Genomic DNA, 24,593 nt, shown 5'->3' with positions numbered 1-24,593 from the left:
CTACCCTAAAAAATGCTTGGACTACAAGTCGCCAAGTGAATTTCTTTTGGGTGGCTAACTTCAACTTGAAATTTGGGTTTTTTACACCTTTTCATACTTTATTTCTTCTCAGGCTAAAATGGTCCGGTACTGGATCATCACCACCTTCCACAAAGGGATGACAGCGCCCAATACGGGCCAGGCCCATCAAGAATCCCTTTGAGCCGTGCTTCTGCAAGGCCACAATCATATAGGCCGAGCAGGTAGGTCGATAACGGCAAGACGGTGGAAAGAGGGGCGAGATAAATCGTTGGTACAGCCGGACCAGGCCGATGATGAGCCTGGTCATTTCTTCTTAGCTGGCTTGGTAACAGCCATGGTATGGAGCTTGCTGATGTCCTTCTTATTGAGCTTGCGGTACTCACCTGGACGCAGACCTGTCAAGTCTAGATTACCAAAACGAGTCCGAGACAGCTTGTCCACCTGTAGACCAACCGCTTCAAACATCTTCTTAACCTGGTGATTGCGCCCCTCATGGATAGTCAATTCGACCACCGAACGGTTCTTGACAGGGTCCACCTTGATAATCTCATAGACAGCTGGCTTGGTTTTCTTACCGTCAATGACCACTCCACGGGTCAAGGGACGAAGAACGTCCTTATTGGCAACCCCCTTGACACGCGCCAGATAGACCTTATCAATCTCATTGCGCGGGTGAATCATCTCGTCTGTGAAATCTCCATCGTTGGTCAAAATCAGGACACCTGATGTATCCCAGTCCAGACGACCCACAGGATAAATCCGTTCCTTGACCGTAGGCAAAAGGTCTACGACCGTCTTTCTACCCTTGTCGTCCGATACGCTGGAAATCACTCCACCAGGCTTGTTGAGCAGGTAATAGACCTTCTCTTCATTGTAAATAGGCTGGCCTTCTACCTCAACCCTGTCACCAGACTTGATGACAGTTCCCAATTCACGCACCACCTGACCATTGACAGTCACCAGCCCCTGCTTGATCAATTCCTCAGCCTTGCGTCGGCTAGCAATGCCTGCGTGGGCAATATATTTGTTAATTCTCATCTTCTAACTCATTTCTTTCTAGGAAAAGCTCTGTTTCCTCATCTTTCAGGTCCAAATCTGACACATCCGGCAATTGGTCTAGGCTGTTAATCCCCATGTAGTCCAAAAAATAATCAGTGGTCACATAGAGATTTGGCCGGCCCAACACCTCCTTCTTGCCATTTTCCCGAATCAAATCAAAAGCCTGGAGCTTACTAATGGCACCGCTGGAATTGACCCCACGGATGTCATCCACCTCTATCCGTGTAATGGGCTGCTTGTAGGCAACAATAGACAGGGTTTCCAAGAGGGCCCGGGACATGGTCTGGTTTATCGGTGTCTTGGCATAAATCCGCAAGAGCTCGGCAAATTCCTTCTTGGTTACCAGCTTGTAGCGGTTGGATGATTCCAAGAGTGCCAGACCAGAATCCTTATCCGCCATGTACTTTTCAGATAATTTCTCCAACTGCTGGATGAGGGCGGTCGGCTGCATGTCCAGCATCTCCGCTAGATTACGCAAGGTCAGGCCTTCCTCACCTGCCACAAATAGCAGGACTTCTATTTCAGCTAATCGGCTCATACTCCCTCCTTACTAGGTAAATATCCCCAAAAGCCTCCGTTTGTTCAAAGCTAATCTCATGGACCTTGACCAACTCCAAAGTGGCCAGAAAAATGGTGATAACCTCATTGATATCCTGACTATCCTTAAAGAGCTGGCGCAACTCCAGACGCGAACCAGCCTTAAAGTGACTACGGACCAGGTCCATCATGTCCTCAATCTTGTACTCATCTCTGGCAATGGTCGTATGCGATTGGCGCAGGCTGGCCTGCTTTTCAGCCATGACTTTGGAAAAAGCCAGGAACAAATCGACAACGGTCTTGTCCTGGACCAGCTGCACATCTTCGTAGACCAGCTCTTCCTTGGGCTTGGAGAAACTCTTAGCCCGCTCATCATGCTGCTCTCCCAGCTTCTCGCTGAGAAGTTTGAATTTGCGGTACTCTTCCAATTGGTCCAATAGCTCCAGCTCTGGGTCATCTTCTGGGTCTGTCTGCTCCACTACCTTGGGCAGGAGCCTCCGACTCTTGATGACCACCAACTGACTGGCCATGAGCATGTATTCACCTGCCACTTCCAGCCGCATGGCCTGCAAGGTGGCAATATAGGTTAGATACTGCTCAATGACCTCTGTAATCGGCACCTGGTAGATGTCCATCTGGTACTTGGACACCAGGTGGAGCAAGAGGTCCAGAGGTCCTTCAAAATCTTTCAGTTTAATATCCATTACTTGTATTTTTCCAAACTCATGCTTGATTTCAAGCCCAATTGTTTGACCAGCTGGTCCAGAGACTTGCCTTGCTTGATTTGCCTCAGAATATACTGTTCTCTCAATTTCTGGGCGGTCCAATCTGACCGACCTATGGAGCTAACAAATTCAGTCAAGCGATTAAAGAACCACTGGCGGGAATAGGTTTGCCCTTTTTTGTCAAAAAGATAGACACCGGTCAAGCGATTTTCTAGGTAGGGCAGGATCTCTTTAGGAATATCCAGGACCCGCTTGGTCTGACCCTTCTGGACAGTCAACACCTGAAAAACTAGGTTGAGGTCATCCACAGTCAGCTCTGCTATTTCACTAGGCGTCAGCCCTAAAAAGCCAATCAAAAGAGCAATGGTCTGCCCATCAAGAAAGGCTGTCTCCGTCCATAAGGGGGACAAATCTTCCACCTGTGGTCGCTGCTTGATAGAGGCAGGGTTGGTCAAGGCCTTGAGCTTATAAAATCGCTCCAGCTGCCCCTCCTCGTAGAGAAAATAGAGGAACTGATTGACTGCTGACAACTTGCGCTTCTGGGCAGCAGGCTTCAGAGTCAAGAGCGTCTGCTGGTAGGTTAAGAGCGTCTGCTGGTTGACCTGGCCCTGGGTCACCTCCATGAATTGCTGTAGGTCATAGGTGTAGGACTTTTGACTGTTGCTGCTTATGGACTTGCTCCTGATAAATGCTGCAATCCAATCTTTCATTTTTTTGCCTCTTTAGACGGCAGGGGAAAGTTGTGGAGCAGGGCATTGATGGCCTTGAGAATGGATTTCCGAGTAATAATCCCCTTGAACTCCCCATTTTCACCCAGAACAGGAAGGAAGGACTGGTCGACCAATTTTCGCATGACTTCTGTCAGGTCGTAATCTTGACCAACTGTCTCCTCATCTGTCTTTGCAATCAGGGAAATATCGCTATTAAGCTCATCATCGCTCAAACCATTTTCAGCCTGGTAACGATTGATTTCCGTCAGGCCAATGGTGCCGAAAAATTGCCCTTCTTCAGTCACAACAGGTACCCGTGAATAGGACATGTGGCTGAGCAGGAGCTTAGCATGGTCGATATTATGGCTATCAATAATGACCGCCAGCTTATTGGCCGGAGTCAAAAAAGTCTCTTCTTGAGCCAGCAAAAATGCTTCAAATTCGCGTGCAATCATCGTGGAATGTCCTTTGTTAGTGGCTGATAAATCTGGTGCTGACGATTGTAGTGTTCAACATGGAAGTGACTATCTGTAATGGTCACCAGGGCATAGAGGCACTCTCTGACCAAGCCCCGTGGCTGACTGACTGATCCAGGATTGAGAAAGAGGGTCTTGCCCCGCAGCTCTGCATCGGGCACATGGAGATGCCCGTAGAGACAGATATCCGCCTCCACTTCTTGGGCCCAATAATCCAACCGCTGCCAACCATAATTGATGCCATAGAGATGGCCGTGGGTCTGGGCAATGGTCACATCCTCCAACCGGGTAATCAGCCTATCTGGATAGCCACCAAAGTAGTCACAGTTGCCATTGACAACGTATATTCCCTCCCAAAGCTGGTCTTGGCTGTCTAGCTCCGAATCTCCATTGTGAAAGATTGCATCAACCTTGCCAAGGTAATGGTGCTTAATTTCCTCTACAATCTTACGGTCTCCATGAGAATCACTCATGACTAGGATTGTCTTGCTTGCTCCTGCCATACTGGAAATGCCTCCAACAATTTTTCTAAGGCTTGCGCCCGGTGGGAAATCTTATTCTTCTCTTCTAGACTAAGTTCAGCCGACGTCTTGCCCGTCTCACCGACCAAAAAGAGCGAATCGTAGCCAAAGCCATTTTCTCCCTTGGGTTCTGTGCCAATATAGCCTGCCCAATCTGCCTCAACCACCAGGCTTTCCCGACCCGGTGCTGCCATGACCAAGGTGCAATGGAACTGGGCCGAGCGGTCCTTGGTCTCAAACACCATGGCTAATTCGTGGAGCAACTTGGCATTGTTACGGCTGTCTGTCGCCTCTGGACCTGAAAAACGAGCTGACCAAACTCCTGGTAAACCGCCGAGGACATCTACCTTGAGACCCGAATCATCTGCCAGGACCATCTTGCCTGTCAGCTCTGCAATGGTTTCCGCCTTGAGACGGGCATTCTCCTCAAAAGTGGTCCCTGTCTCAGCCAAATCGGGCAGGTCAGGATAGTTGTTGAGATTCTCAACCTGATAGCCCAATTTCTCAAAGAACTTGCGAAATTCCTTGGTCTTGCCTTCATTTTTAGTGGCAATCAGAATGCTGTCTCCAAGACCGGCCAAGCCTTGCTCCTGACCAAAGAAAGCCTCTGTGGACACCCCTTCCTTGGGCAAGTAAACCAGGTGCAGTTTTTCGCCTTCAGTCACCAGCACAGCTCCCTGGTGCTGGATAGCCTTGAATTGGCGGTTGTTGAGGTCATTTAAGACATCGAGAGCAAACTGGATGAGTTTGAAATCCGAATGCAATCGAATAATCTCAATCTGGACGCACTGGTTGTAGTCATCTTCATATTTTGAGGCAATAAGTTGATCGAAAGCATGCCCCAATTGATATATTTCCTGCTCTCTTCCAGTCTCACCAAAGCTCCCAAATAGATTGGCAAAGCTCGCCTTGCCAATAAACCAATTTCGCTCGTCCCTGTATTCGTAAATCTTTTCTGTCATAGTTCTACATGCTCCACTTGAATATCAATGCCCAACCAGCTTTCTGCGATATCCTTAAAAGCCTCTGGGCTGGCTGTTGTATAAAATCGATGTTGAAGATTGGCCTCCGTCCGACTGCGATTGAGCTGGAAATAATTAAGCAAAACGGAGATATCCCGCGCCGTTTCTGCCCCAGAGTCAATCAGTTTTACATCCTGCCCCATGGCATTTTGAATGATAGCCCGCAGGAGGGGATAGTGGGTGCAGCCCAGCACCAGGGTATCCACCCTCCCCATCAAGGGCTTGAGGGTTTCGTAGACCACCTTCTTGGCCAGGCTAGACTGGTGGCTATTGGACTCCACCAGAGGGACAAAGCGTGGGCATGCCAAGCTTTCAACCTGAGTTTCCGGCGACAGGGCCTGAATTTTTTCCCGGTAAATATCTGACTGGATAGTCATAGCTGTGCCCAACACTCCCACCTTGCCAGACTGGGTCGCCTTGATAGCAGCCGATGCCCCTGGTAAAATCACACCTAAAACTGGAATATCCAACTTTTCCTTAACCTCTTCCCAGGCAACAGCCGTCGCTGTATTGCAGGCGAAAACAATCATTTTAACATTCTTGGTCAAGAGAAAATTGACCAGCTGCCAGGTATACTCCCTGATTTGTTGAGCTGGCCTTGGGCCGTAAGGGGCCCTGGCCGAATCGCCGATATAGACGACTTCTTCGTGGGGAAGTTGACGCATGAGTTCACAAACCACCGTCAGACCACCCACACCTGAATCTAAAAATCCGATTGGTCGATTATCCATATAGTTTCCTAGGACTTTCTCCAAACAAAAGGACTTGGGAATGAATCCCCAGCCCCAGTGCTTGCTTATTTTTTCTTGTTAGTTGCTACTTTTTGTTGGCTCTTGATTTGGCGCAATACCTGCTGAACCTTAGCCTCGCTTGGTTTTTGACCCATTTGGCTCATCATCAAACGAAGAGCGTTTTCATCCAAAATAGGCTTGTCCGCAATCATTTTTTCAACCTGTTTGCGTGATAGGTAAATACCGAGAGCAACACCACCAGCAAGTGCTAAGACAACCAATAATATAACAATTCCGATTCCGATTTGCATTTCAATCTCCTATAGACTGTATTCTAATTTTCTAGACCTATTATACCAAATTTTCCCGTCTTTTCCAAGACTTACTTGTCAAATTCAAAACCGTACATGGTCGCAAAGTAGTCTTCTGGCGTTTCAGCCCGTCGAATCATACGCGCTCCGCCATTTTCCTCCAAGAGAATCTCCGCTGAACGCAGGCGTCCGTTGTAGTTATAGCCCATGGAGAAACCGTGAGCACCCGTATCATGGATAACCAGGGTGTCCCCCACTTCTGCGCGTGGCAATTCACGATTGACTGCGAATTTATCGTTGTTTTCGCAGAGAGAGCCCGCCACATCCACTACTTCAATCGGAGCGTCTGGTCGACTGATATTGGTGATATGGTGGTAGGCACCGTAGAAGGCTGGACGCATTAGGTTGGCTGCTGAGGCATCCACACCGACATAAGTCCGATAGGTTTCCTTGCGGTGGAGAACCTTAGTAATCAGATGCCCATGTGGCGCCAGCATAAAGCGTCCTAGCTCCGTAAAGATTTTCACATGTCCCATGCCAGCAGGCGTAAGAATTTCTTCGTAAACCTTGCGGACACCCTCGCCAATCACGGCAATATCATTTGGCTCCTGGTCTGGACGGTAGTTGACCCCAATACCACCTGACAGGTTGATAAAATCAAGTGTGACACCTGTCTCCTCACGGATTTCCAGGGCCAATTCGAAGAGCTGGCGCGCCAATTCTGGATAGTAGTCATTGGTCACAGTGTTGGAGGCCAAGAAGGCATGGATACCAAATTCCTTAACGCCTAATTCTTTCAAGTCCTTGTAACCCTGCATGAGCTGGTCCTTGGTCATGCCAAATTTGGACTCTTCTGGATGGTCCATGATGTCTGTACCAAGCGAGAAGATGCCACCCGGATTATAACGTAGGCAGACTGTCTCAGGAATACCGGCTACATTTTTCAAAAACTCGATATGCTCATAGGCGTCCAAGTTAATGGTCGCTCCAACTTCGCTTGCATAGACAAATTCTTGCGCCTGGGTATCATTGGAAGTAAACATAATGTCCGTAAAGCCCATTTTGGCACTCATCAGCACTTCCACATCCGTCGCACAATCCACACCGCAGCCCTCTTCTTGCAAAATTTTCAAGATAGCTGGTGTCGGTGTCGCCTTGACCGCAAAATATTCCTTAAAGCCTGGGTTCCAAGCAAAGGCAGCATTGAGCGCGCGCGCTTTTTCACGAATCCCCTTCTCATCGTACAAGTGAAAAGGCGTTGGAAATTGGTCTGTAATCGTCACAAGGGTTTCCTTATCAATAAATGGTATTTTGGTCATAACTCATTCTCCTCAATTTTCTAACCATTATAGCATAGAAAGGCATTTTCAGAAAATGAAAAACCCACTCGGAGAGTGGGAAGTTTTAATCTCGATTTAAGTTACCGAAAATGCGAAGCAAGTTCAGGAACAAGTTAATAAAGTCAAGATAGAGCTGCAGGCCCATAGAAACGACCCAGCCTTGACCGACATTTCCGCCTGTTTGCTCGAAAACAGTGCGGATGCGCTGATTATCATAGGCAATCAAACCTGAGAAAATCAAGACAGAGATGATAGACATAGCAAAGCTGATACCTGAGCTACGTAGAAAGATATTGACAACACTGGCAATAATCACTCCCCAGAGAGCTGCTCGAAGAGCCTGGGCCATGCCGGACAGATTTTTCTTGGTGGTCATCCCGATAATAGCCATGACCGCAAACATGAGGGCAGTTGATACAAAGGCCAGGGCCACTGTTTCACCTGTATAGGCCAACAGCACGACACTCAGGGTGAAACCATTTGTCACTGAATAGCCCAAAAACATAGGCAGAGCCAGCGGACTATTTTTAGCCGCCATAGATGAGGCCGCAAAGACCAGGGCAATCTGGGCAATCATGATAATCATCATGAGCATGGAACCGCCACGCATGAGAGCGAATAAAGTGTCTCGGAAAACTGTCACTGTCAAAAACGACACCAAGGCCGACAAGCCAATTCCCATAGCGACAACGCCGTAAACCTTACCAAAGAAACGGTTGAGGGCGGTATTGTCCACCTGGTTGATAATTACTGAATCATTATTCATAGAAAACTCCTTTATTTATTGAAAACGTAGAATTTTGCGATGCTTCCACTTGTGCTGCAGGGGCAGACTCCATTCACGAACCGCCCAATACTTGTCCACGCAGGTGACAATCCAAGATTCCTTGTAGCGGGGAGGGGCAATGGTGGCACCGAACATGTGTTTGACGATAATATCCTCTTCGACCTTATTGAGCTTGGTCAATTTCTGGGCATTGCGCTTGGCAATCCTTGGGTGGACCCAGGCATGGCTCTTCTGAAATTTGGTATCCCGCCAGTCATAGAAAAACAAATCGTGCAAGAGACCGCCTCTAGCTGTCGATTTGGCATCCCAGCCAAATTTTTTGGCAATTTTATAGCTGGTGTAGGACACATTGATGGAATGTTCCAGCCGTGTCGAATGGTAGTGGTGGGGAATAGTGCCCAATTTTTGCACCTTGGGCGTCGCAATCAGATGGCCCACATAGTGCATATACTCTTTATCTTTTTTGTAAGCTGTCAAATCTTGACCTCCTCGGACTATTATAGCATAGTCTACCAAGATAGCCTTAAATAAAACTAAACATAAGAATACCGGCCGCTATGGCTACATTAAGACTTTCCGCCTGACCCGGCATGCTGATGTGGACCAGCTGGTCCGCCACTTCCTCCATGTAGGCTGAAATTCCTTGACCTTCATTGCCCATAACCATAGCAAAGCTAGGACCAGGTTGGAAGTCCTTATAGTCCATCGACTGGCTTGACAGGGTCGTTGCTAAGATTGGCAACCCCTGAGCCTGCAGGTATCTGACAAGCTCCTCCACAGGCAGACGATAGATTGGCAGATGAAAATGACTTCCCTGCATGGACCGCAGAACTTTTATATTGTAAATATCAGCCGACTTGTCCGTCAAAAAAATACCGTCAAAACCAGCCGCGTCTGCTGTCCGAATCATGGTGCCCACATTGCCTGGGTCCTGGACATCTTCCAAGACCAGGAATTTGCCGGTAAGGCTTGTTGGCAAGTCTTGTCTAGGAAGGGCCAGCTGGGCAAGGACACCCTGGGGAGACTTGGAATCGGCCAGGTCCCGCATGATGTCAGGTGTCACTAGACTAACATTGGGCAAACCAGCAACCCGCTCTGCGTATTCTTCCAAGACCAAGATATGCTCGAAAGTCGCACCAGCAGCACCAGCCTCTTCTAGCAGATGCCAGCCCTCTATCAGATAGGAGGAGGTCCGGTATTTTTTCTGCTGCAATTTCTTGATTTGCTTGACCAGATTATTGGCCTTTGAGCGGATAATGTCCATGGCTGCTCCTTTTTATTTCTTATTGTCCATGATATAATAAAGTAAGTTACTTGTCAAAAAGGAGACCCCCATGAGAAAGGTCAAAATGATTGCCTCTGGTCGTGTCCAGGGAGTTGGTTTTCGTTGGTCAGTCCAGGCTCTGGCTCTGGAAATCGGTGACGTCTACGGCCGTGTCTGGAACAATGACGATGGAACAGTCACCATCCTGGCCCAGTCGGATCAAGCTGACAAGCTCAGCCATTTTATCCATGAAATACGAAAAGGACCTTCTCGTATGGCCAGGGTCAACTATCTGGATGTGAATTTGGCCAATTTCCCGGATATGACAGATTTTAAAGTCAGTCATGGCTAGGGCTTGAGAAGAATTTTTAAGGCTGGTAAGTGAAAAACTTGAGAATTTTGACCAAAACAAGTACAATAGAGACTATATTGTAAAAAAGGAAGTTTGAAATTGAAAAATAAACGATTCATCAAATTGTCAGGCTTGTCACTGGCAACTCTGCTCTTCTTGTCGGGCTGTGTGCAGACAGATAAAAGTGGTAATCCGACCGGTTTCATCTGGAACTATCTGGGGCAACCAATGTCTTATCTCATCGAATACTTTGCTGAGAATCAGGCCCTGGGCTATGGTTTGGCCATTATCATCGTGACCCTGATTGTCCGCTTGATTATCCTTCCACTAGGTATTTACCAATCTTATAAGGCGGCTATCCAGTCTGAAAAGATGAACTACCTCAAGCCAATTCTTGGTCCAATCCAGGAACGTATGAAGAATGCAAGTTCTCAGGAAGAACAGCTGGCTGCCCAACAAGAATACTTCGCTACGCAAAAACAGTACGGTGTGAGTATGTTGGGAGGCATGGGTTGTTTACCACTCCTGATTCAGATGCCTTTCTTCTCGGCTATCTACTTTGCGGCTCGCCACACTCCAGGTATTGCTGAGGCTAGTTTCCTCGGTATCGACCTGGGCAAATCCAGCCTGATTTTAACAGCTATTGCAGGTGTACTCTACTATGGACAATCCCTCCTCATGCAGGTCGGTATGGATGAAGAACAGAAAAAGCAAATGAAAACCATGGCACTGATGAATCCGCTCATGATTGTGATGATCTCATTTGGCTCTCCAGCTGGTGTAACCCTTTACTGGGTAGTCGGTGGTCTGATTAGTCTTATCCAACAAGCCATCACCAACTTCATCCTCAAGCCACGCATTCGCAAGCAGGTAGAGGAAGAATTTAAGAACAAACCCTTGAAAGCTGCACCAGGCAAAGTCAAAGATGTGACCCCAGCTGCATCAGCTATCATCGAAGAAAAAGCATCTAAAAAGAAAAACCGCAACGCTGGTAAACAACGTTCGAGATAGAAATAAGACAACCATCTGAAGCAGGTGGTTGTTTTATTTGTAATTAGAAGTCAAAAGTTAAGGAAAAATCCTGAGTTTGTAGACAAAATCTCTTTTCAGACTTTCCTGAGGTGATGTCGGACGGTAGTAAACTTTCTTGTTTCTAGTTTTACTCCTCAAACAGTCCCCCAGACTGTTTGAGCTACCTACGGAATTCCATACCTAGTATTTGAGCCTAAGGTCTCAAATACTCCGAATGTCCGAAACGACAACGTTTCTCATTTTCATCACAGCGGAAAGTCCTGGCTTAGGGCTCGCTCCGCTTGCAAAATAAACTAAATTATCGTTTTTTCTTAGCAGAGCTACTTAGTTTATTTATCCAGAATACAGTTTGCCGACGTTGTGAAATACTGATTTTATGCCCCAAAAATGCCCCAAAACACAGAAAAAAGCCCGTCGGACAAGCTAGAAAGCTTGATATGACGGGCTTTTTAATGCTGAATTATTTTACAGCGTCTTTGAGTGCTTTACCAGCTTTGAAAGCAGGAACCTTAGAAGCTGCGATTTTGATTTCTGCACCTGTTTGAGGGTTGCGACCTGTACGTGCTGAACGCTCACGAACTTCGAAGTTACCGAAGCCAATCAATTGAACTTTCTCACCAGCTGCAAGGTAGTCAGCTACTGCTGCGAATACCGCATCAACTGCTGCTGCAGAATCTTTTTTAGTCAATGAAGTTGCTTCTGCAACTTTTGCGATCAAATCTTGTTTATTAGCCATTTTGCTAAATCCTCCAATTATTTTCTGAGTGACTACTCACTCTAATATCTTATCCAATTTTAAGCTTTTGGTCAAGCTTAAAGTGTTATTTTATTTCTGTTTTGTAAATATCAATAATAAATTGGTCGTTATATAAATCAAGCGTATTCATTTTGGCATAAATCCCTAGCTTATTCTCCATTTCCTGGAGCTGGACCTGCACTCTAGATGCCTCCGTATCCACATGGACATAGTCTGGAAATTTATAATTTTTCTTCAAATAATTTAGAACCTCTGCTTTGGGTAAAGATAGACTGCCTGCTGAAACTTCCATTATTTGCAACATGATACTTCCATCCTTCATCTTGCTTGGCTGGAAATAGAGATAAAGGGGAATTTCCACACCAAACAACTTGTAACTGCCCTCAAAGACAATCTGTTGGCTGGTCAGGGCAATGGAATATTCAAAATCTTTGGTTTGATATTCTTTGAGATAGTTTTCAAGTGTCTGATTCAGCTGTTCTCTGGTGGTCGTAAATGTCCCTATTTTGACATCGTCAGGATTATTTTGAACGAAAACCGTCAAGTCTTCACGCTTATCCTGCACACGATTGATAAGAACAATATAGACACCGACATTACAAGCTAGAAGTGCCAAAAACAACCATTTCCAAATCTTTATCTTACCATTCTTTTTGGGTTTCATGTATTTTCTCCACGATTGCTTTCTTCATAATTTCATAGCCCGTATTATTGGGATGAAAACTATCTTCGTTGTAGAGTAGATTATTTCTAGTCCCTGCATCAGTGGAACTGACACCCACCTCTTCTTCCAATCCCTTGTAAAGCAAATCATTGATGGGAACAAAGTAAACCTTATCCTGCCCTTCAAGCGTCTTGGCAGTCACGTTATTCCAATTATCCACGATTGTCTGCATTTCGGTCATCTCTGGAAAACTTAAAAAGAAAGGATTGTAAATACCAACAACATAAATAGGTAAATCCTTATTTTGCTTGTGGGCGTAGTCAATAATCTCTTTCAGTCTTTTGGCATAATCCTTGGATGGCTTATTGAAAGAAGATACTTTTAAATCGGTGATATTGTTCATAATCACCTTTCGCAAATCATTTCCACCAACCGTCAAAGTCATCAAATCCGCCCGCTTCAAATCTGCCTGCAATTTCTTATCAGACTTCATCCTTTTTAAAATCTGGTTGCTGGTATTGCCTGCAATGCCATAATTGGCATCGACAACATCCACTGAGAGCTGGTTGGCCAAATCTTGAGCCAGAAGCGGAACAAAGCCTCCTTGGCCCGTGGTATCCCCCACACCTTCCGTCAATGAATCACCAATCGCAATATAGTGTAGAATGGGGCGCTCGTCTGACTGACTGATTTCTGAAGGAGTCACCCTTGATGCAGCCTTTGGAATCAGCCGGTCAAACAGAAAGACAGCCAATATCAAGCACAGAAAGAAATAAAAGAGCCCATGAAAAACTTTTCGATTATTCATAACGTACTAAGACAGCCCAGGCATCTTCACCAGTGTGGGTTTGGATGATAGAGCCGGTTTCTAGAACAGCGATATCCTTGGCTAGGTAGGGCTGTAACTGTTCTTTCATCTGCTGGGCAAAATCTGCTGCGCCTGCATAGGAAATGCCGATTTCAGCCACCTTTTTATCGGCTAATTGACCAATAAACTCATCCAACCATTTCTTGAAAGTCTTGTTGCCCCGGCCCTTCACAATTGGCTCTAGCTGATGATTTTTCATGGTCATAATGACACGGATATTGAGCAAGCTGCTTAAGAGCCCTTGAACGCGACCAATACGGCCTCCCTTAACCAGATTTTCAAGCGTCGATACGCCAATATACAATTCTGTTTTTTCTCGCACCTGCTCGATGGCCGCCAAGATTTCCTCCTTGCTAGCCCCAGCTTGAGCCAGACGAGCAGCCTCAACCACCTGGAATTTTGCAGCCTGGTCTGTGAAACTTGAATCAATAACCGTCACATCAACGCCGGACAAGGTTGCCCCTTGACGAGCAGCCTCAACGGTGCCCGAAAGAGCGTGAGATAAGACGATGGCAATCACTTGACTACCGTCCTTGGCCAAATCAGTAAAGGTTTCTGCAAAGACCCCCACTGGAGGTTGACTGGTCTTCGGCAAGCTCTTAGCATTGCGCATCAGTTGCAAAAATTGCCCCTCTGTCAGGTCGCTATCCGAATAGACCACTCCATCAATCATCACCGAAAGAGGAACAACCGTAATTCCCAGTTCTTCCAGCAAGTGTGGCTCGATAGTGGTGCTTGAATCTGTTACAATTTTAATCCTTGACATATTTCATCCTACAATTCTCTACAAATATGTCTACTATTATAGCAAAAATCACCTCAAAAATAAAACGCTAGAAATGAAAAAAGGCTAGACCACTAAAACCTAGCCCTATACTGCTTTCAAGCATTATTGATAAAAAGTAAGATATGTCACACTTACTGAGAAAGCAATTCTTTCAAGGTGAATCCAAGCCCAAGTACCAAGAAGACACCACAGAGAAAGTAGCCAACAGGAAATTCATCCAATCGAGTCAGAAATGAGCTGCCAACTGCCTGTAGCGGAAAACTATAAAAATATAGTGTCATGAGCCCAGCACCAGCAAAGAGTAACAGATTGACGGTCTTGGAAAACAGCACCAATTTAAAACAGAAGGCAAGCACAAGAGCCAGACAAAGGAGAGCAAAGAGACTACCGCTGAAATAGACCCATCCAGAAATCGTGACAATCTCAAAAGTCTTCAGATTGGGAGTAAAGGCAAAGGGAAGGAATAAACTCAAGACCAATAAAACACCTACAAACCGACCTAGATACTGTTTCATACTAGCCACCTACTTTATATATAGAGTGATTCTTTACATGTTTTTATCAGCTTTCCGTTTTTCTGTAAAGGATTTATATGCTGTATTCTACATTTCATAACAGCCTCAAACTGGTCCCAGCCTGTCAAATCAGCTAAGGTTTGACCACTCCCTCATCAACCTTTCATTACTAATTCTCTGGCCTGCGTTCTGGCTGCCTCCGTCACTGTGTCACCAGCCAACATCTTGGCAATCTCTTCCACCCGCTCATCCGTTGTTAAGAGACGCACACGAGAAACGGTCGAATGCTCGTCCGATACTTTCTCAATAAAAAACTGGTAATCCGCAATCGCAATCACCTGTGGCAGGTGCGAAATCGCCAAGACCTGACCGTATTGACCGATTTTGTAAATTTTCTGGGCAATGGCCTGGGCTACGCGACCAGATACACCCGTGTCCACCTCGTCAAATACAATGGATGTCTTGCCTTCCTTGCGGGCAAAGGCTGATTTAATGGCCAACATGAGGCGAGACAATTCCCCTCCTGAGGCCACCTTGACCAGGGGTTTGAAATCCTCACCAGGATTGGCAGAAATATAAAATTCCACCGTTTCATGGCCCTCCTTGCTGAATTTACCCTTAGTAAATCGAACCTGGAACTTGGCCTTCTCCATATACAAGTCCTGCAATTCCTGGCGAATAACCTCTTCTAAAATCTGGGCCAACTCATGGCGAGCCTGACTCAATTGACCAGCCAAGTTAACCAAGTCTTTCTCCAAGGTCTTGAGCTGGACTTCCAGGTCATCACCAGACAGGTCGTTACCGGTCAAAAGATTGTACTCTTCAGTGATTTTTGCCAAATAATCGAGGACATCGTCGACCGAACCGCCATATTTCTTGGTCATGGTGTTGAGCAGGTCTAAGCGACTTTCCAGCTGCATGAGACGGTTGCCGTCAAACTCCAAATTGTCCACCACATCACCCAATCGCTTGGCCACATCCTCCATCACATAGTAGGCCTCGGTCAGGCTGGTCGATAGGACCTTGTATTCTGGGTCGAATTCTTCCAAACTCTGCAAATCCCCCATGGCTGAGCGGATATTGTTGACGCTGGAGAAATCCTCATTGTCCAGGAGGGCGTAGGCATTGGTCAGCGTATCCGCAATCTGCTTATGATTGAGTAGCTTATCCCGCTCCTGATTGAGCTGGACATCCTCACCAAGCTGGAGGTCAGCGGATTCAATCTCCGCAATCTGATACTCCAACATCTCGATACGAGACTTGTGTTCCTGCTCGTTTTTCTGCTTTTCAAGCACGCGCTTGCGGAGGCTACGGTAGGCATCAAAAGTCGCTTGGTAGCTGTCCTTGAGGGTCCAAAAATCCTCTTCTCCAAAGCTATCCAACAGACGGATATGGTGCTGGGACTTCATCAATTCTTCCTGGTCATGTTGACCGTGAATGTCGACCAAGTGCTGACCAATTTGCTTGAGGACAGACAGGTTGACCATTTGACCGTTGACCCGGCTGACCGACCGACCATTTTGCAGGATTTCCCGACGGATAATCAGCTCGTCAGCCACTTCAATCCCCTGCTCCTCCAAAATCTGCTCCAAGGCTCTGCTATGTTCAAAAGAGAAAAGCCCCTCAATCTCCGCCTTGGCAGCCCCGTGGCGGATGACATCAGTAGTCGCCCGCGCCCCCAACATAAGGTTCATGGCGTCGATAATGATAGACTTCCCTGCTCCCGTCTCACCAGAGAGAATGGTCATACCCTTTTCAAAGTTAAGAGTGACCTGCTCGATAATGGCAAAATTCTTAATCGAAACTTCTAGTAACATCCCTTACCACCCTTTAACCATGCGCTCTAACTGAAGCAGTTTTTCCTGATCCTTCAAGATTAAAAAGATACTATCGTCGTCCGCAATGATGGTGAACAGTTGGTCCTCAAATTGTTCCACAATCTGCCGTTTGACAACAATGGCACTTCCAGGCACCAATTTGATATTGACCATGTTACCCGAATATGAAAAATCAAGGATATTTTTCGAGCGGACCTTTGCCAGGCCCACCTTAGGCAGACCGTAAATATAGCCCTTGTCAGCTGCTGGCACCTTGATGATACCCAACTCCTTGATATCCCGGGAAACCGTCGCCTGGGTTGCATGGACCCCCATAGCCTCCAAGCGTTCCACAATCTCTTCCTGGGTATCGATCGGATAGCGGACCACCAAATCTTTTATTACTTCTAAGCGTTCTCGTTTATTCATCTTTCTTAAATTCCTCGTGTGCTTGCTCAACCAAGTCACCAATCTGACCCACAACCATATTTTCTGGCTGGTCAGATTTTTCCAAATGAGCCAAAAATTCAATATTGCCCTGACCGCCCTGAACCGGAGAAAAGCTGAGCGCCTTAACGATAAAGCCAGTCTCCACGGCCATCTTGGTCACGTCCTGCAAAACTTTGACATGAATCTGCTTGTCTTTAACGATACCATTTTTACCAATCTGCTCCCGTCCCGCTTCAAACTGAGGCTTGACCAGGGCTACGACCTGACCGCCGTCTGCCAAAATATTATGCAGGGCTGGCAAGATCAGACTGAGCGAAATAAAGCTGACATCAATAGAGGCAAAGCTTGGCTGTCCCTGGTCAAAATCAACCAGTTCAGCATAGCGGAAATTGTACTGCTCCATGGAAATTACACGCTCATCTTGCCGAAGTTTCCAAGCCAATTGATTGGTCCCAACGTCCACGGCGTAAACCAGCTTGGCGCCAGACTGGAGCATGACATCCGTAAAGCCGCCTGTGGAAGCACCAATATCAATGGTCGTCTGCCCTTCAACAGAAATTCCAAAGACCTGCAAGGCCTTCTCTAATTTGAGGCCACCACGGCTGACATATTTTAATTTCTCACCCTTGAGCTTGAGCTCGGTCCCCTCATCGATTTTCTCGCCCGGCTTGTCATAGCGCTCGCCATTGATGACATTGACCACCAGGCCCGCCATGACGCCTCGCTTGGCCTGCTCCCTAGTCTCAAAAAGCCCCTGCTTGTAGGCTAGCACATCTACTCGTTCTTTACTCATTGATTCGTAAACTTTCTAAAATCTTAATGATATTGTCAGACTTGAAATCATAATCCTGAGTCAATTCCTCAAGAATTTTTATAGACTTATCCAAGGCTTCCTCAAGAAGACTCTTAGATTCATCTAAGCCCAACAAAGCTGGAAAAGTTGCTTTCTCAGCCACAAGATCCTTATTAGGCGTTTTCCCTAATTCTTCAAAACTTGCTGTCACATCCAAAATATCATCCCGAATCTGAAATGCATACCCAATCAGCGAGCCCAATTGCCACAATCTCCCTTGGACATATTCTGACTGCTCTGCGATAATACCAGCTGCATAGAAAGGATAAGTCAGGAGACGACCAGTTTTGTTCTCATGAATCTTGAAGAGTTCCGTAGCCTCCGGCATCTGCCCCTCCCCTTTCATATCCAACATCTGTCCCCCAACCATACCAAATGTGCCTGAGGAAGTGGCTAGGAACTGAACTAACTGAACAATAATGGGTGATGGTAAGTCGGCACGGGCTACCAAATCAAAGGCATCCAGAAAAAGGCTATCCCCCGCCAAAATAGCTGTAGCTTCGTCAAACTGTTTGTGGTTTGTCAACCGACCTCGACGGTAATCATCGTTGTCCATGGCAGGTAAATCATCATGGATAAGACTTCCCGTGTGAATCATTTCCAAAGCAGCAGCAATTTGATAGTGGGCTTCTGTCACTGTCTTGCCAAATCCCTCCAAAACCTCCAGCAGGATGAGGGGACGAAGGCGTTTCCCTCCTGCTTCTATTGAGTAGAGAATTGACTCAATCAACTCTTCCGAAACACAGGTGTGGGTATTTCTGTAGTAGTTTTCAATGGTTGAGCCTATAAGATTGAATTTATCCATACCTAAACCATCTCACTTTCACCACCATCTGCCTGCATGACCTTAACCAGAGTTTTTTCTGCATCAGCCAAGGTTTTCTGCAAGTCCTTGGACAGGACCATACCCTTTTGGAACTCAGCCAGAGCCTCTTCTAAGGCTACATCTCCCTGCTCCAAGCGGGTCACAATTCCCTCAAGTTCTGCTAAATTTTCTTCAAATGTTTTCATTTTTTTGGACATCCTTTACCTCCACATCCACACGACCATCCTTCATGACAATGGTCAACTGCTCATCTTTTTCAATCTTTTCTACGCTATCAATGACCCGACCAGCCTGCTCCAGCATGGCATAACCGCGTGCCACGATGCGGCTGGTATCCAGCATGGTCATGGCCTCTATCAGCTTGTCAGCCTTGGCCATTTTATTGTCGTAAATGTTGGCCATATTGCTCTTGAGCAAGCGTTGCAACTGGCTGACCTGCTCCTGATAACGGCTGATTTTCTGGGGCAATTGCAAGCCCAGTAGACGTTGCTGGAGCAGGACTCTGGCCTGCTTGTTATCCCCGAAAATCTCTTTCATCCTAGTCTGTAGCTGGCTGGTCGACCGGTCTAATTTTTGCACATAGCCTTCATAAAGCCGTTCTGGTTGCCTGAAAATAACCGACTGACTGATTTTGTCCAGCTGGCTTTGCCGAAACTTAATCCGATTGGTCATAGCCTGGTAGGCACGGTTTTCCTGCTGGTTCAAATAGCCTAAGAGGTCCGCCTTGGTCACCGGTGTCGCCAATTCTGCTGCTGCCGTCGGGGTCGCTGCCCGTCTGTCTGCCACAAAATCCGCCAAGGTCGTGTCCGTCTCATGGCCCACACTAGAAATAATCGGAATTCGCGAGTCAAAAATGGCTCGAACCACCATTTCCTCGTTGAATGCCCAAAGGTCCTCAATAGACCCACCACCACGACCGACAATTAAGACATCCAAATCCTCCCTGCTATTGGCTTTCTGGATATTGGCAGCTACTTCCTGAGCCGCTCCCTCACCCTGCACTTTGGTCGGGTAGAGAACAATTTCCACACCAGGAAAACGCCGACTGACTGTCGTGATAATGTCCTGAATGACCGCGCCGCTTGGACTGGTAATGACACCAATTTTCTGGGTAAAGCGAGGCACTTGCTGCTTAAATTCCTGCTTGAACAAGCCTTCTGCAGTCAAGGACTGCTTGAGTTGCTCAAACTTGATTGCCAAGGCTCCGATGCCGTCTGGCTCAGCTTTTTCAATGACAATCGAATAGGATCCACTTGGCTCATAGAGCTGGACCCGACCAATCGCATTGATTTTCATACCTTCTTCCAGCTCAAAGCCCAGATTTTTGTAAATACCTGCCCACATGGTCGCCTGGATAACTGCCTTGTCATCCTTGAGGGAAAAATACTGGTGGGTCGGACGCTTGCGGAAATTGGATACCTGCCCTGTCAAATAAACCTTTTCTAGATAGGGATCACGGTCAAATTTTAATTTTAAATACTTGGTTAAATGACTAACCGACAAATAGTCAACCATGTCAGCTCCTTCTGTCTATATCTCTTTCATTATACCAAAAATCGCAAGATTATTCAGAATTAGAGAATAAATTTGTAATTGCTTTCTTGTGCCTTTTTAGGAATTTTACTATATAATATACTTGAACAAACTTAGGAGTTTTATATGAAGTTAGACAATCAACGACAAAGTAAAAATATAGAGGACAGACGTGGTCAGTCCAACGGTGGCTCCTTCTTTCCTGGAGGAACCAGTCGAAGTGGCTCTTCCGGTGGTGGCATGCTCTTGGGGCTTCTCTTTTCACGACTAGGCTGGAAGGGAAAAATCATCCTCTTCCTAGTCCTCATACTCTTTGGTGGTAGTTCAGGACTGGGAGGTCTATTGGGCGGTTCATCTGGAGTCAATCCCTATCAATCCGCTCAGGTATCAACTGCAGGAACTGAGGTCTCCGATGAGGATGCTGTCTTTATGAGTAAGGTCCTAGCCTCTACAGAAGATTTCTGGACCCAGGAATTTGACAAAAACGGCATGACCTACAAGGCTCCAACTCTGGTCTTCTACACTGACCAAACCAGCACAGGATGCGGAATGGGATCAGCCCAAGCCGGTCCCTTCTACTGTTCTGCTGACCGAAAAATTTATATCGATACCTCTTTCTATCAAGAATTAGGGAACCGCTACAAGGCTAAAGGTGACTTTGCCATGGCCTACGTCATTGCCCACGAAGTGGGTCACCATGTTCAAAACGAGCTAGAGGTCCTCGGTGCCTACCATAAAGAGCGCGCCCGCCTGTCTGACAAGGAAGGAAACGCCCTCAATGTTCGTCTGGAACTGCAGGCAGACTACTATGCTGGTGCTTGGGCCAAATTTGTCGATGGCCAAGGCATGCTAGATGCTGGTGACATCGACGAGGCCATGCAGGCAGCCCATGCAGTAGGTGACGATACCCTGCAAAAAGAAGCCTACGGCCGGACTGTCCCAGACAGTTTCACTCACGGTACATCCGAACAGCGCAAACGCTGGTTTGACCGTGGTTATACCTACGGAGACCTGGCACATGCTGACAGTTTCTCTGTTCCAAATCCATAAGATGTTAAGGTTGGGCATAAAGTCCAACCTCTGACTTTTTGTTTAGCAAAAACATATTGACGCAGTGGTTGATTGGTAGTTTCGTTCGCGTTTAACTATCCGAACTAGTCCTAATCAACTGAACGGGGGCGGGAAGACGAACTCTCTTTTCATTAGTCGAGTTCTTATACGAAAACTCAAAAGAATGCAAAAACTCCCTCCCTATGATATAATCAAAGTGAAAAAATTTTTTATGTTAGGCTACTAGCTCGTCCCTAGTAGTCTTTTTCTGTGCTAAAAATTCAGGATACGTTATCTGCTCTTGTAAGAGGATATAAGCTATTTTTAATAATTGATGTGCAAGGGCAATTGTTGCTTTTTGTGAACCACGCCGACTTTGAATCTGATAAAATCGTTCAGCTAGAGGACTACCTTTTTGGTTCCTGGCGGCGAAAGCGGCTTGGCATAAACATTTCTTCAAATAAGAATTTCCGTGTCGAATCTTAGTACTTCGTTTTTTACCAGCACTCTCATTATTACCTGGACAAAGTCCAGCCCAAGAAGCTAAATGTCCAACAGTGGGAAACTGACTCATGTCAACACCAACCTCAGAAATGATAACAGAAGCTGTAATGACATCAATGCCTGGGATGGAATCCAATATTTCTACATGGTTTTCATATTGTGATAGATAGACATTCATTCGCTCTTCCAACAACTCAATCTGCTTCTGATAAAAATCATAAATCTCTAAGGACTGCTTTAACATGAAGCGGTGATGGTCAGAAAAATAGCCATCCAAGGCTTCCAGAAGCTGCGGCACTTTCTTCTTCAAGCTGGTGTAAACTGATTGATGGACAATACGAGGTGTAATAGGCGTCCCATCAACCAGTAGCTGAAGGAGATTGCGACCAGATAGCCCCATAATATCTTCGATATAGGTTGTTAGCTTGATGCCACCTGACTGAAGAATTTTATGGATACGGTTGGTTTCTCGATTGCGACTTTCCACATAATGTTTTCGTTGTCTGGTCAACTCCCTCAATTCTTGAATGGTTTCATCGGGAACGAAACTCCGAGGAAGCAGCCCAATCCGTGTTAATTTGGCTATCCAGTGAGCATCCTTCTTGTCGGTTTTCTGACCTGGAATAGCCTTCATGTGGGCTGGTTGAGCGAGTATCAACTTGAAGTCATCACATAGAGCATGCCAGACAGGTCGCCAATAAACACCTGTGCTTTCCATACCAACAGCTTCCACATGAAATTGACTGAGAAAATCGTGGCAAGCACGTAGGCCTTTAGTCGTTGTATCAAACGTAGCCGTCTCACGCTTTGGACGAGTTGAGGTGAGTGGTCCATGTAGGATACAGACAACGATATTGGCTTGATGGACATCAATACCTGCACAAGATTGATAGAGAACATCCATGACAATTCCCTCCTTCTAAAAATTAGAGAGCTTATCTACCGAATTTTAGTCGTATTTTTATACTCATGCCTATCGCATATTTTGGGGTGCTCGTCAGTAGAGTGGGTTAGTTTTTCCCGCGATGACTAACATCATTAACTCGTCAACCACAAAGCCCTCACTAAGATTATACACCTAGTGAGGGCTTTATGTTCGTTTTCATTATTCTGTGGGTGAGGGCGAAGCCATCATGGATGTCTTTCCCGCTCCCTTTTTTGTGACAGAAAAGGCGCCGACCTCAGTCGACACCTAAAGGAGATTAGGAAAATTCAAGAAAACCACTGTAAGCATTCTTGAATCCTGGGGTAAAAGGGTGTTCCCATTACTAGGAACACCCTTATTGTAAACCTTTACATATAAATTATAATCAGTCCAAAGACTGTATTTATAAAAATGTATATTAACCAGTAATAAAAGAGCAGAATAACCTGCCCTTCCATCTTCTATAATGACCGCTTAAAAGCCTCGAAAGTCTGCTCCATCAGCATGGTAATGGTCATCGGACCGACACCACCTGGAACAGGGGTGATGTGACTAGCAAGTTCGGCAACTTCATCATACTTGACATCGCCAATCAGCTTGCCATTTTCATCACGGTTCATCCCCACATCAATGACAACTGCACCTGGTTTGACAAATTCCTTGGTGACAAAATGTCCACGGCCGATAGCTACCACCAAAATATCCGCCTGACGAGCCAAGTCTGGCAAGTTTTTGGTCCGAGAATGGGCAATGGTCACAGTCGCATTGGCATCCAAGAGGAGCTGGGCCATGGGCTTACCAACAATATTTGAACGGCCAATGACTAGGGCTGATTTACCTTCCAAGTCAATCTGGTATTCCTTAAACATCTCCATAATTCCAGCAGGAGTTGAAGGAATCATGACTGCATGACCAGACCAGAGTTTCCCCATATTGGTCGGATGGAACCCATCCACATCCTTGTCAGGATCAATAGCCAAGAGCACCTTTTCTTCATCAATATGAACAGGTAGAGGCAGTTGGACCAGGATACCGTGCCAATTCTCATCTTGATTGTACTTGTCAATCAGGTCCAATAATTCATTCTCTGAGATAGACTCTGGAAGGCGAACAACGTCACTCTTAAAACCAGCAGCCAAAGCCGAACGTTCCTTGTTTCGTACATAGACCTGGCTGGCAGGATCTTCACCAACCAAAATGACCACAAGACCTGGAACCAAGCCTGTCTTTTCTTTCATTTCTGCAACCTTGTCTGCCAGGGCCGTCTGCAATTTCGCCGCCAGGGCTTTACCATCAATAATTGTCATGCCAACTCCTTATTGTTTTCTTTCATTATACAAAAAACAGGGACAATTTCCCAACCTGCTCTGCTATTTTTCAAAAAAATAAGAAAAACCCCGAACAATGCCGGAGTTACTGGTCTATAGTACCTTAGATAAAAAGTCCTTGGTTCGCTCTTCCTTGGTCTGGTCAAAGACTGCTTCAGGACTGCCCATCTCAACGATATAGCCCCCATCCATGAAGATAACTCGGTCTGCGACCTCCTTGGCAAAGCCCATTTCATGGGTCACGATAACCATGGTCATCCCAGCTTTGGCTAAATCCTTCATAACCGCCAATACCTCTCCAACCATTTCAGGGTCAAGGGCAGATGTCGGCTCATCAAAGAGGAGCACATCTGGGTCCATAGCCAGACCACGCGCAATGGCAATCCGCTGTTGCTGACCACCTGAGAGACTTTGTGGATAGGCCTGGGCCTTGTCTGGCAAACCAACCTTTTCTAACAATTCCAAGGCTTTTTTCTCAGCCTCTGCCTTGGCAATCCCCTTGGTCTTAATGGGCGAAAGGGTGATATTTTCCAGAACAGTCATATTGGGAAATAGATTAAACTGCTGGAAGACCATGCCCATCTTCTCTCGCATCTTGAAAATATCGTTGGACTTATCCGTAATATCCACGCCCTCAAAGGTCACCGTCCCCTTGGTTGGTACCTCAAGTAGGTTCATGGTCCGCAAGAAAGTCGATTTCCCAGATCCTGACGGTCCGATAATAACCACTACCTCTCCCTGCTCCACATCCAAGTCAATTCCTTTCAGAACTTCATTTTCCCCGAAATACTTGTGTAAATCTCTAATTGAAATAATTGTTTCCGCCAT

General features: G+C 46.3%; 31 protein-coding genes. 3 read left to right on the top strand and 28 right to left on the bottom strand.

Annotated features, from left to right (window positions below; genetic code table 11):
- Positions 1-91 precede the first annotated feature (91 nt).
- The 14 genes from yidD to ACHBGV_RS02820 all read right to left on the bottom strand — a co-directional run bounded on the left by yidD (position 92) and on the right by ACHBGV_RS02820 (position 9,504).
- Positions 92-328: a membrane protein insertion efficiency factor YidD gene (yidD, locus tag ACHBGV_RS02885; protein ID WP_172073751.1), complete on the bottom strand. Its 237-nt coding sequence runs from the start codon at positions 326-328 to the stop codon at positions 92-94.
- Positions 325-1,059, bottom strand: coding sequence for a pseudouridine synthase (locus ACHBGV_RS02880; RefSeq protein ID WP_394735611.1), 735 nt, complete (start codon positions 1,057-1,059; stop codon positions 325-327). The genes yidD and ACHBGV_RS02880 overlap by 4 nt, the downstream gene beginning before the upstream one ends.
- Entirely contained in the window at positions 1,049-1,618 is a 570-nt protein-coding gene (gene scpB / locus ACHBGV_RS02875; RefSeq protein ID WP_105111929.1) for an SMC-Scp complex subunit ScpB, read from the bottom strand. Before scpB ends, ACHBGV_RS02880 begins: the two co-directional genes overlap by 11 nt.
- Positions 1,602-2,321, bottom strand: coding sequence for a segregation/condensation protein A (locus ACHBGV_RS02870; protein ID WP_105111928.1), 720 nt, complete (start codon positions 2,319-2,321; stop codon positions 1,602-1,604). Before ACHBGV_RS02870 ends, scpB begins: the two co-directional genes overlap by 17 nt.
- A complete protein-coding gene (gene xerD, locus ACHBGV_RS02865; RefSeq protein ID WP_105160617.1) occupies positions 2,321-3,052 on the bottom strand; it encodes a site-specific tyrosine recombinase XerD in 732 nt (243 codons plus the stop codon). The genes ACHBGV_RS02870 and xerD overlap by 1 nt, the downstream gene beginning before the upstream one ends.
- Positions 3,049-3,507 (bottom strand): cyclic-di-AMP-binding protein CbpB, encoded by a 459-nt coding sequence (gene cbpB / locus ACHBGV_RS02860; RefSeq protein ID WP_105111926.1) that lies wholly within the window; start codon positions 3,505-3,507, stop codon positions 3,049-3,051. The genes xerD and cbpB overlap by 4 nt, the downstream gene beginning before the upstream one ends.
- Entirely contained in the window at positions 3,504-4,031 is a 528-nt protein-coding gene (locus ACHBGV_RS02855; protein ID WP_105111925.1) for a metallophosphoesterase, read from the bottom strand. Before ACHBGV_RS02855 ends, cbpB begins: the two co-directional genes overlap by 4 nt.
- The gene (locus tag ACHBGV_RS02850; RefSeq protein ID WP_394735610.1) at positions 4,004-5,011 is read right to left on the bottom strand and encodes a nucleoside-triphosphate diphosphatase; all 1,008 of its coding nucleotides are present in this window, start codon (positions 5,009-5,011) and stop codon (positions 4,004-4,006) included. The genes ACHBGV_RS02855 and ACHBGV_RS02850 overlap by 28 nt, the downstream gene beginning before the upstream one ends.
- A complete protein-coding gene (racE, locus tag ACHBGV_RS02845) occupies positions 5,008-5,802 on the bottom strand; it encodes a glutamate racemase (protein ID WP_394735609.1) in 795 nt (264 codons plus the stop codon). Before racE ends, ACHBGV_RS02850 begins: the two co-directional genes overlap by 4 nt.
- Positions 5,803-5,867: 65 nt before the next feature.
- Entirely contained in the window at positions 5,868-6,113 is a 246-nt protein-coding gene (locus tag ACHBGV_RS02840; RefSeq protein WP_394719201.1) for a YneF family protein, read from the bottom strand.
- A 71-nt stretch (positions 6,114-6,184) separates the two neighbouring features.
- A complete protein-coding gene (locus tag ACHBGV_RS02835; RefSeq protein WP_394735608.1) occupies positions 6,185-7,432 on the bottom strand; it encodes a diaminopimelate decarboxylase in 1,248 nt (415 codons plus the stop codon).
- 85 nt (positions 7,433-7,517) lie between these two features.
- The gene (locus ACHBGV_RS02830) at positions 7,518-8,219 is read right to left on the bottom strand and encodes a Bax inhibitor-1/YccA family protein (protein ID WP_394735607.1); all 702 of its coding nucleotides are present in this window, start codon (positions 8,217-8,219) and stop codon (positions 7,518-7,520) included.
- Between the two features lie 15 nt (positions 8,220-8,234).
- Positions 8,235-8,717 (bottom strand): HD domain-containing protein, encoded by a 483-nt coding sequence (locus ACHBGV_RS02825; protein ID WP_105111920.1) that lies wholly within the window; start codon positions 8,715-8,717, stop codon positions 8,235-8,237.
- A gap of 46 nt (positions 8,718-8,763) precedes the next feature.
- Entirely contained in the window at positions 8,764-9,504 is a 741-nt protein-coding gene (locus ACHBGV_RS02820; protein ID WP_105111919.1) for an RNA methyltransferase, read from the bottom strand.
- 70 nt (positions 9,505-9,574) lie between these two features.
- On the opposite strand from ACHBGV_RS02820, the gene ACHBGV_RS02815 reads away from it, so the two are divergent.
- On the top strand, positions 9,575-9,856 hold the full coding sequence (locus ACHBGV_RS02815) for an acylphosphatase (protein ID WP_105136845.1): 282 nt from the start codon (positions 9,575-9,577) through the stop codon (positions 9,854-9,856).
- A 99-nt stretch (positions 9,857-9,955) separates the two neighbouring features.
- Positions 9,956-10,867, top strand: coding sequence for a membrane protein insertase YidC (gene yidC, locus ACHBGV_RS02810; protein ID WP_105160875.1), 912 nt, complete (start codon positions 9,956-9,958; stop codon positions 10,865-10,867).
- 481 nt (positions 10,868-11,348) lie between these two features.
- On the opposite strand, the gene ACHBGV_RS02805 is transcribed toward yidC, so the two are convergent.
- The 11 genes from ACHBGV_RS02805 to xseA all read right to left on the bottom strand — a co-directional run bounded on the left by ACHBGV_RS02805 (position 11,349) and on the right by xseA (position 19,940).
- The gene (locus tag ACHBGV_RS02805; RefSeq protein ID WP_105106668.1) at positions 11,349-11,624 is read right to left on the bottom strand and encodes an HU family DNA-binding protein; all 276 of its coding nucleotides are present in this window, start codon (positions 11,622-11,624) and stop codon (positions 11,349-11,351) included.
- Between the two features lie 85 nt (positions 11,625-11,709).
- A complete protein-coding gene (locus tag ACHBGV_RS02800; protein ID WP_394735606.1) occupies positions 11,710-12,309 on the bottom strand; it encodes a YpmS family protein in 600 nt (199 codons plus the stop codon).
- Entirely contained in the window at positions 12,287-13,117 is an 831-nt protein-coding gene (locus tag ACHBGV_RS02795) for an SGNH/GDSL hydrolase family protein (protein WP_394735605.1), read from the bottom strand. The genes ACHBGV_RS02800 and ACHBGV_RS02795 overlap by 23 nt, the downstream gene beginning before the upstream one ends.
- Positions 13,110-13,943, bottom strand: coding sequence for a DegV family protein (locus ACHBGV_RS02790; RefSeq protein WP_172067191.1), 834 nt, complete (start codon positions 13,941-13,943; stop codon positions 13,110-13,112). Before ACHBGV_RS02790 ends, ACHBGV_RS02795 begins: the two co-directional genes overlap by 8 nt.
- A gap of 152 nt (positions 13,944-14,095) precedes the next feature.
- Complete coding sequence (locus ACHBGV_RS02785; RefSeq protein ID WP_172095222.1) at positions 14,096-14,479, bottom strand: hypothetical protein; 384 nt, start codon at positions 14,477-14,479, stop codon at positions 14,096-14,098.
- 155 nt (positions 14,480-14,634) lie between these two features.
- A complete protein-coding gene (gene recN, locus ACHBGV_RS02780; RefSeq protein WP_394735604.1) occupies positions 14,635-16,296 on the bottom strand; it encodes a DNA repair protein RecN in 1,662 nt (553 codons plus the stop codon).
- 3 nt (positions 16,297-16,299) lie between these two features.
- Entirely contained in the window at positions 16,300-16,725 is a 426-nt protein-coding gene (locus ACHBGV_RS02775) for an arginine repressor (protein ID WP_172009235.1), read from the bottom strand.
- The gene (locus tag ACHBGV_RS02770; protein WP_394735603.1) at positions 16,718-17,539 is read right to left on the bottom strand and encodes a TlyA family RNA methyltransferase; all 822 of its coding nucleotides are present in this window, start codon (positions 17,537-17,539) and stop codon (positions 16,718-16,720) included. Before ACHBGV_RS02770 ends, ACHBGV_RS02775 begins: the two co-directional genes overlap by 8 nt.
- A complete protein-coding gene (locus tag ACHBGV_RS02765) occupies positions 17,532-18,404 on the bottom strand; it encodes a polyprenyl synthetase family protein (protein WP_105123504.1) in 873 nt (290 codons plus the stop codon). The genes ACHBGV_RS02770 and ACHBGV_RS02765 overlap by 8 nt, the downstream gene beginning before the upstream one ends.
- 2 nt (positions 18,405-18,406) lie before the next feature.
- Positions 18,407-18,622 (bottom strand): exodeoxyribonuclease VII small subunit, encoded by a 216-nt coding sequence (locus ACHBGV_RS02760; RefSeq protein ID WP_105160871.1) that lies wholly within the window; start codon positions 18,620-18,622, stop codon positions 18,407-18,409.
- Positions 18,597-19,940: an exodeoxyribonuclease VII large subunit gene (gene xseA, locus ACHBGV_RS02755; RefSeq protein WP_394735602.1), complete on the bottom strand. Its 1,344-nt coding sequence runs from the start codon at positions 19,938-19,940 to the stop codon at positions 18,597-18,599. The genes ACHBGV_RS02760 and xseA overlap by 26 nt, the downstream gene beginning before the upstream one ends.
- Before the next feature lie 144 nt (positions 19,941-20,084).
- Between xseA and ACHBGV_RS02750 the strand changes: the two genes are divergently transcribed.
- Positions 20,085-21,008 carry a neutral zinc metallopeptidase gene (locus tag ACHBGV_RS02750; RefSeq protein WP_105111906.1) on the top strand — a complete coding sequence of 308 codons (924 nt, stop codon included), beginning with the start codon at positions 20,085-20,087 and terminating at the stop codon, positions 21,006-21,008.
- 235 nt (positions 21,009-21,243) lie between these two features.
- On the opposite strand, the gene ACHBGV_RS02745 is transcribed toward ACHBGV_RS02750, so the two are convergent.
- The 3 genes from ACHBGV_RS02745 to ACHBGV_RS02735 all read right to left on the bottom strand — a co-directional run bounded on the left by ACHBGV_RS02745 (position 21,244) and on the right by ACHBGV_RS02735 (position 24,593).
- A complete protein-coding gene (locus ACHBGV_RS02745) occupies positions 21,244-22,416 on the bottom strand; it encodes an IS110 family transposase (protein WP_394735601.1) in 1,173 nt (390 codons plus the stop codon).
- 482 nt (positions 22,417-22,898) lie between these two features.
- A complete protein-coding gene (locus tag ACHBGV_RS02740; RefSeq protein ID WP_125265334.1) occupies positions 22,899-23,744 on the bottom strand; it encodes a bifunctional methylenetetrahydrofolate dehydrogenase/methenyltetrahydrofolate cyclohydrolase in 846 nt (281 codons plus the stop codon).
- 114 nt (positions 23,745-23,858) lie between these two features.
- On the bottom strand, positions 23,859-24,593 hold the full coding sequence (locus tag ACHBGV_RS02735; protein ID WP_105110193.1) for an amino acid ABC transporter ATP-binding protein: 735 nt from the start codon (positions 24,591-24,593) through the stop codon (positions 23,859-23,861).

It is taken from the genome of Streptococcus sp. A34 (assembly GCF_043674115.1).
GTDB lineage: Bacteria > Bacillota > Bacilli > Lactobacillales > Streptococcaceae > Streptococcus > Streptococcus suis_V.
Note: the sequence above shows the minus strand (reverse complement) of the source record. Positions and strands in the feature narration are given on the sequence as shown.

Bases quoted from the DNA above. Each gene is read 5' to 3' on its own strand.
- yidD (WP_172073751.1), bottom strand. From the start codon at position 328: ATGACCAGGCTCATCATCGGCCTGGTCCGGCTGTACCAACGATTTATC.
- ACHBGV_RS02880 (WP_394735611.1), bottom strand. From the start codon at position 1,059: ATGAGAATTAACAAATATATTGCCCACGCAGGCATTGCTAGCCGACGC.
- scpB (WP_105111929.1), bottom strand. From the start codon at position 1,618: ATGAGCCGATTAGCTGAAATAGAAGTCCTGCTATTTGTGGCAGGTGAG.
- ACHBGV_RS02870 (WP_105111928.1), bottom strand. From the start codon at position 2,321: ATGGATATTAAACTGAAAGATTTTGAAGGACCTCTGGACCTCTTGCTC.
- xerD (WP_105160617.1), bottom strand. From the start codon at position 3,052: ATGAAAGATTGGATTGCAGCATTTATCAGGAGCAAGTCCATAAGCAGC.
- cbpB (WP_105111926.1), bottom strand. From the start codon at position 3,507: ATGATTGCACGCGAATTTGAAGCATTTTTGCTGGCTCAAGAAGAGACT.
- ACHBGV_RS02855 (WP_105111925.1), bottom strand. From the start codon at position 4,031: ATGGCAGGAGCAAGCAAGACAATCCTAGTCATGAGTGATTCTCATGGA.
- ACHBGV_RS02850 (WP_394735610.1), bottom strand. From the start codon at position 5,011: ATGACAGAAAAGATTTACGAATACAGGGACGAGCGAAATTGGTTTATT.
- racE (WP_394735609.1), bottom strand. From the start codon at position 5,802: ATGGATAATCGACCAATCGGATTTTTAGATTCAGGTGTGGGTGGTCTG.
- ACHBGV_RS02840 (WP_394719201.1), bottom strand. From the start codon at position 6,113: ATGCAAATCGGAATCGGAATTGTTATATTATTGGTTGTCTTAGCACTT.
- ACHBGV_RS02835 (WP_394735608.1), bottom strand. From the start codon at position 7,432: ATGACCAAAATACCATTTATTGATAAGGAAACCCTTGTGACGATTACA.
- ACHBGV_RS02830 (WP_394735607.1), bottom strand. From the start codon at position 8,219: ATGAATAATGATTCAGTAATTATCAACCAGGTGGACAATACCGCCCTC.
- ACHBGV_RS02820 (WP_105111919.1), bottom strand. From the start codon at position 9,504: ATGGACATTATCCGCTCAAAGGCCAATAATCTGGTCAAGCAAATCAAG.
- ACHBGV_RS02815 (WP_105136845.1), top strand. From the start codon at position 9,575: ATGAGAAAGGTCAAAATGATTGCCTCTGGTCGTGTCCAGGGAGTTGGT.
- ACHBGV_RS02805 (WP_105106668.1), bottom strand. From the start codon at position 11,624: ATGGCTAATAAACAAGATTTGATCGCAAAAGTTGCAGAAGCAACTTCA.
- ACHBGV_RS02800 (WP_394735606.1), bottom strand. From the start codon at position 12,309: ATGAAACCCAAAAAGAATGGTAAGATAAAGATTTGGAAATGGTTGTTT.
- ACHBGV_RS02795 (WP_394735605.1), bottom strand. From the start codon at position 13,117: ATGAATAATCGAAAAGTTTTTCATGGGCTCTTTTATTTCTTTCTGTGC.
- ACHBGV_RS02790 (WP_172067191.1), bottom strand. From the start codon at position 13,943: ATGTCAAGGATTAAAATTGTAACAGATTCAAGCACCACTATCGAGCCA.
- ACHBGV_RS02785 (WP_172095222.1), bottom strand. From the start codon at position 14,479: ATGAAACAGTATCTAGGTCGGTTTGTAGGTGTTTTATTGGTCTTGAGT.
- recN (WP_394735604.1), bottom strand. From the start codon at position 16,296: ATGTTACTAGAAGTTTCGATTAAGAATTTTGCCATTATCGAGCAGGTC.
- ACHBGV_RS02775 (WP_172009235.1), bottom strand. From the start codon at position 16,725: ATGAATAAACGAGAACGCTTAGAAGTAATAAAAGATTTGGTGGTCCGC.
- ACHBGV_RS02770 (WP_394735603.1), bottom strand. From the start codon at position 17,539: ATGAGTAAAGAACGAGTAGATGTGCTAGCCTACAAGCAGGGGCTTTTT.
- ACHBGV_RS02765 (WP_105123504.1), bottom strand. From the start codon at position 18,404: ATGGATAAATTCAATCTTATAGGCTCAACCATTGAAAACTACTACAGA.
- ACHBGV_RS02760 (WP_105160871.1), bottom strand. From the start codon at position 18,622: ATGTCCAAAAAAATGAAAACATTTGAAGAAAATTTAGCAGAACTTGAG.
- xseA (WP_394735602.1), bottom strand. From the start codon at position 19,940: ATGGTTGACTATTTGTCGGTTAGTCATTTAACCAAGTATTTAAAATTA.
- ACHBGV_RS02750 (WP_105111906.1), top strand. From the start codon at position 20,085: ATGAAGTTAGACAATCAACGACAAAGTAAAAATATAGAGGACAGACGT.
- ACHBGV_RS02745 (WP_394735601.1), bottom strand. From the start codon at position 22,416: ATGGATGTTCTCTATCAATCTTGTGCAGGTATTGATGTCCATCAAGCC.
- ACHBGV_RS02740 (WP_125265334.1), bottom strand. From the start codon at position 23,744: ATGACAATTATTGATGGTAAAGCCCTGGCGGCGAAATTGCAGACGGCC.
- ACHBGV_RS02735 (WP_105110193.1), bottom strand. From the start codon at position 24,593: ATGGCGGAAACAATTATTTCAATTAGAGATTTACACAAGTATTTCGGG.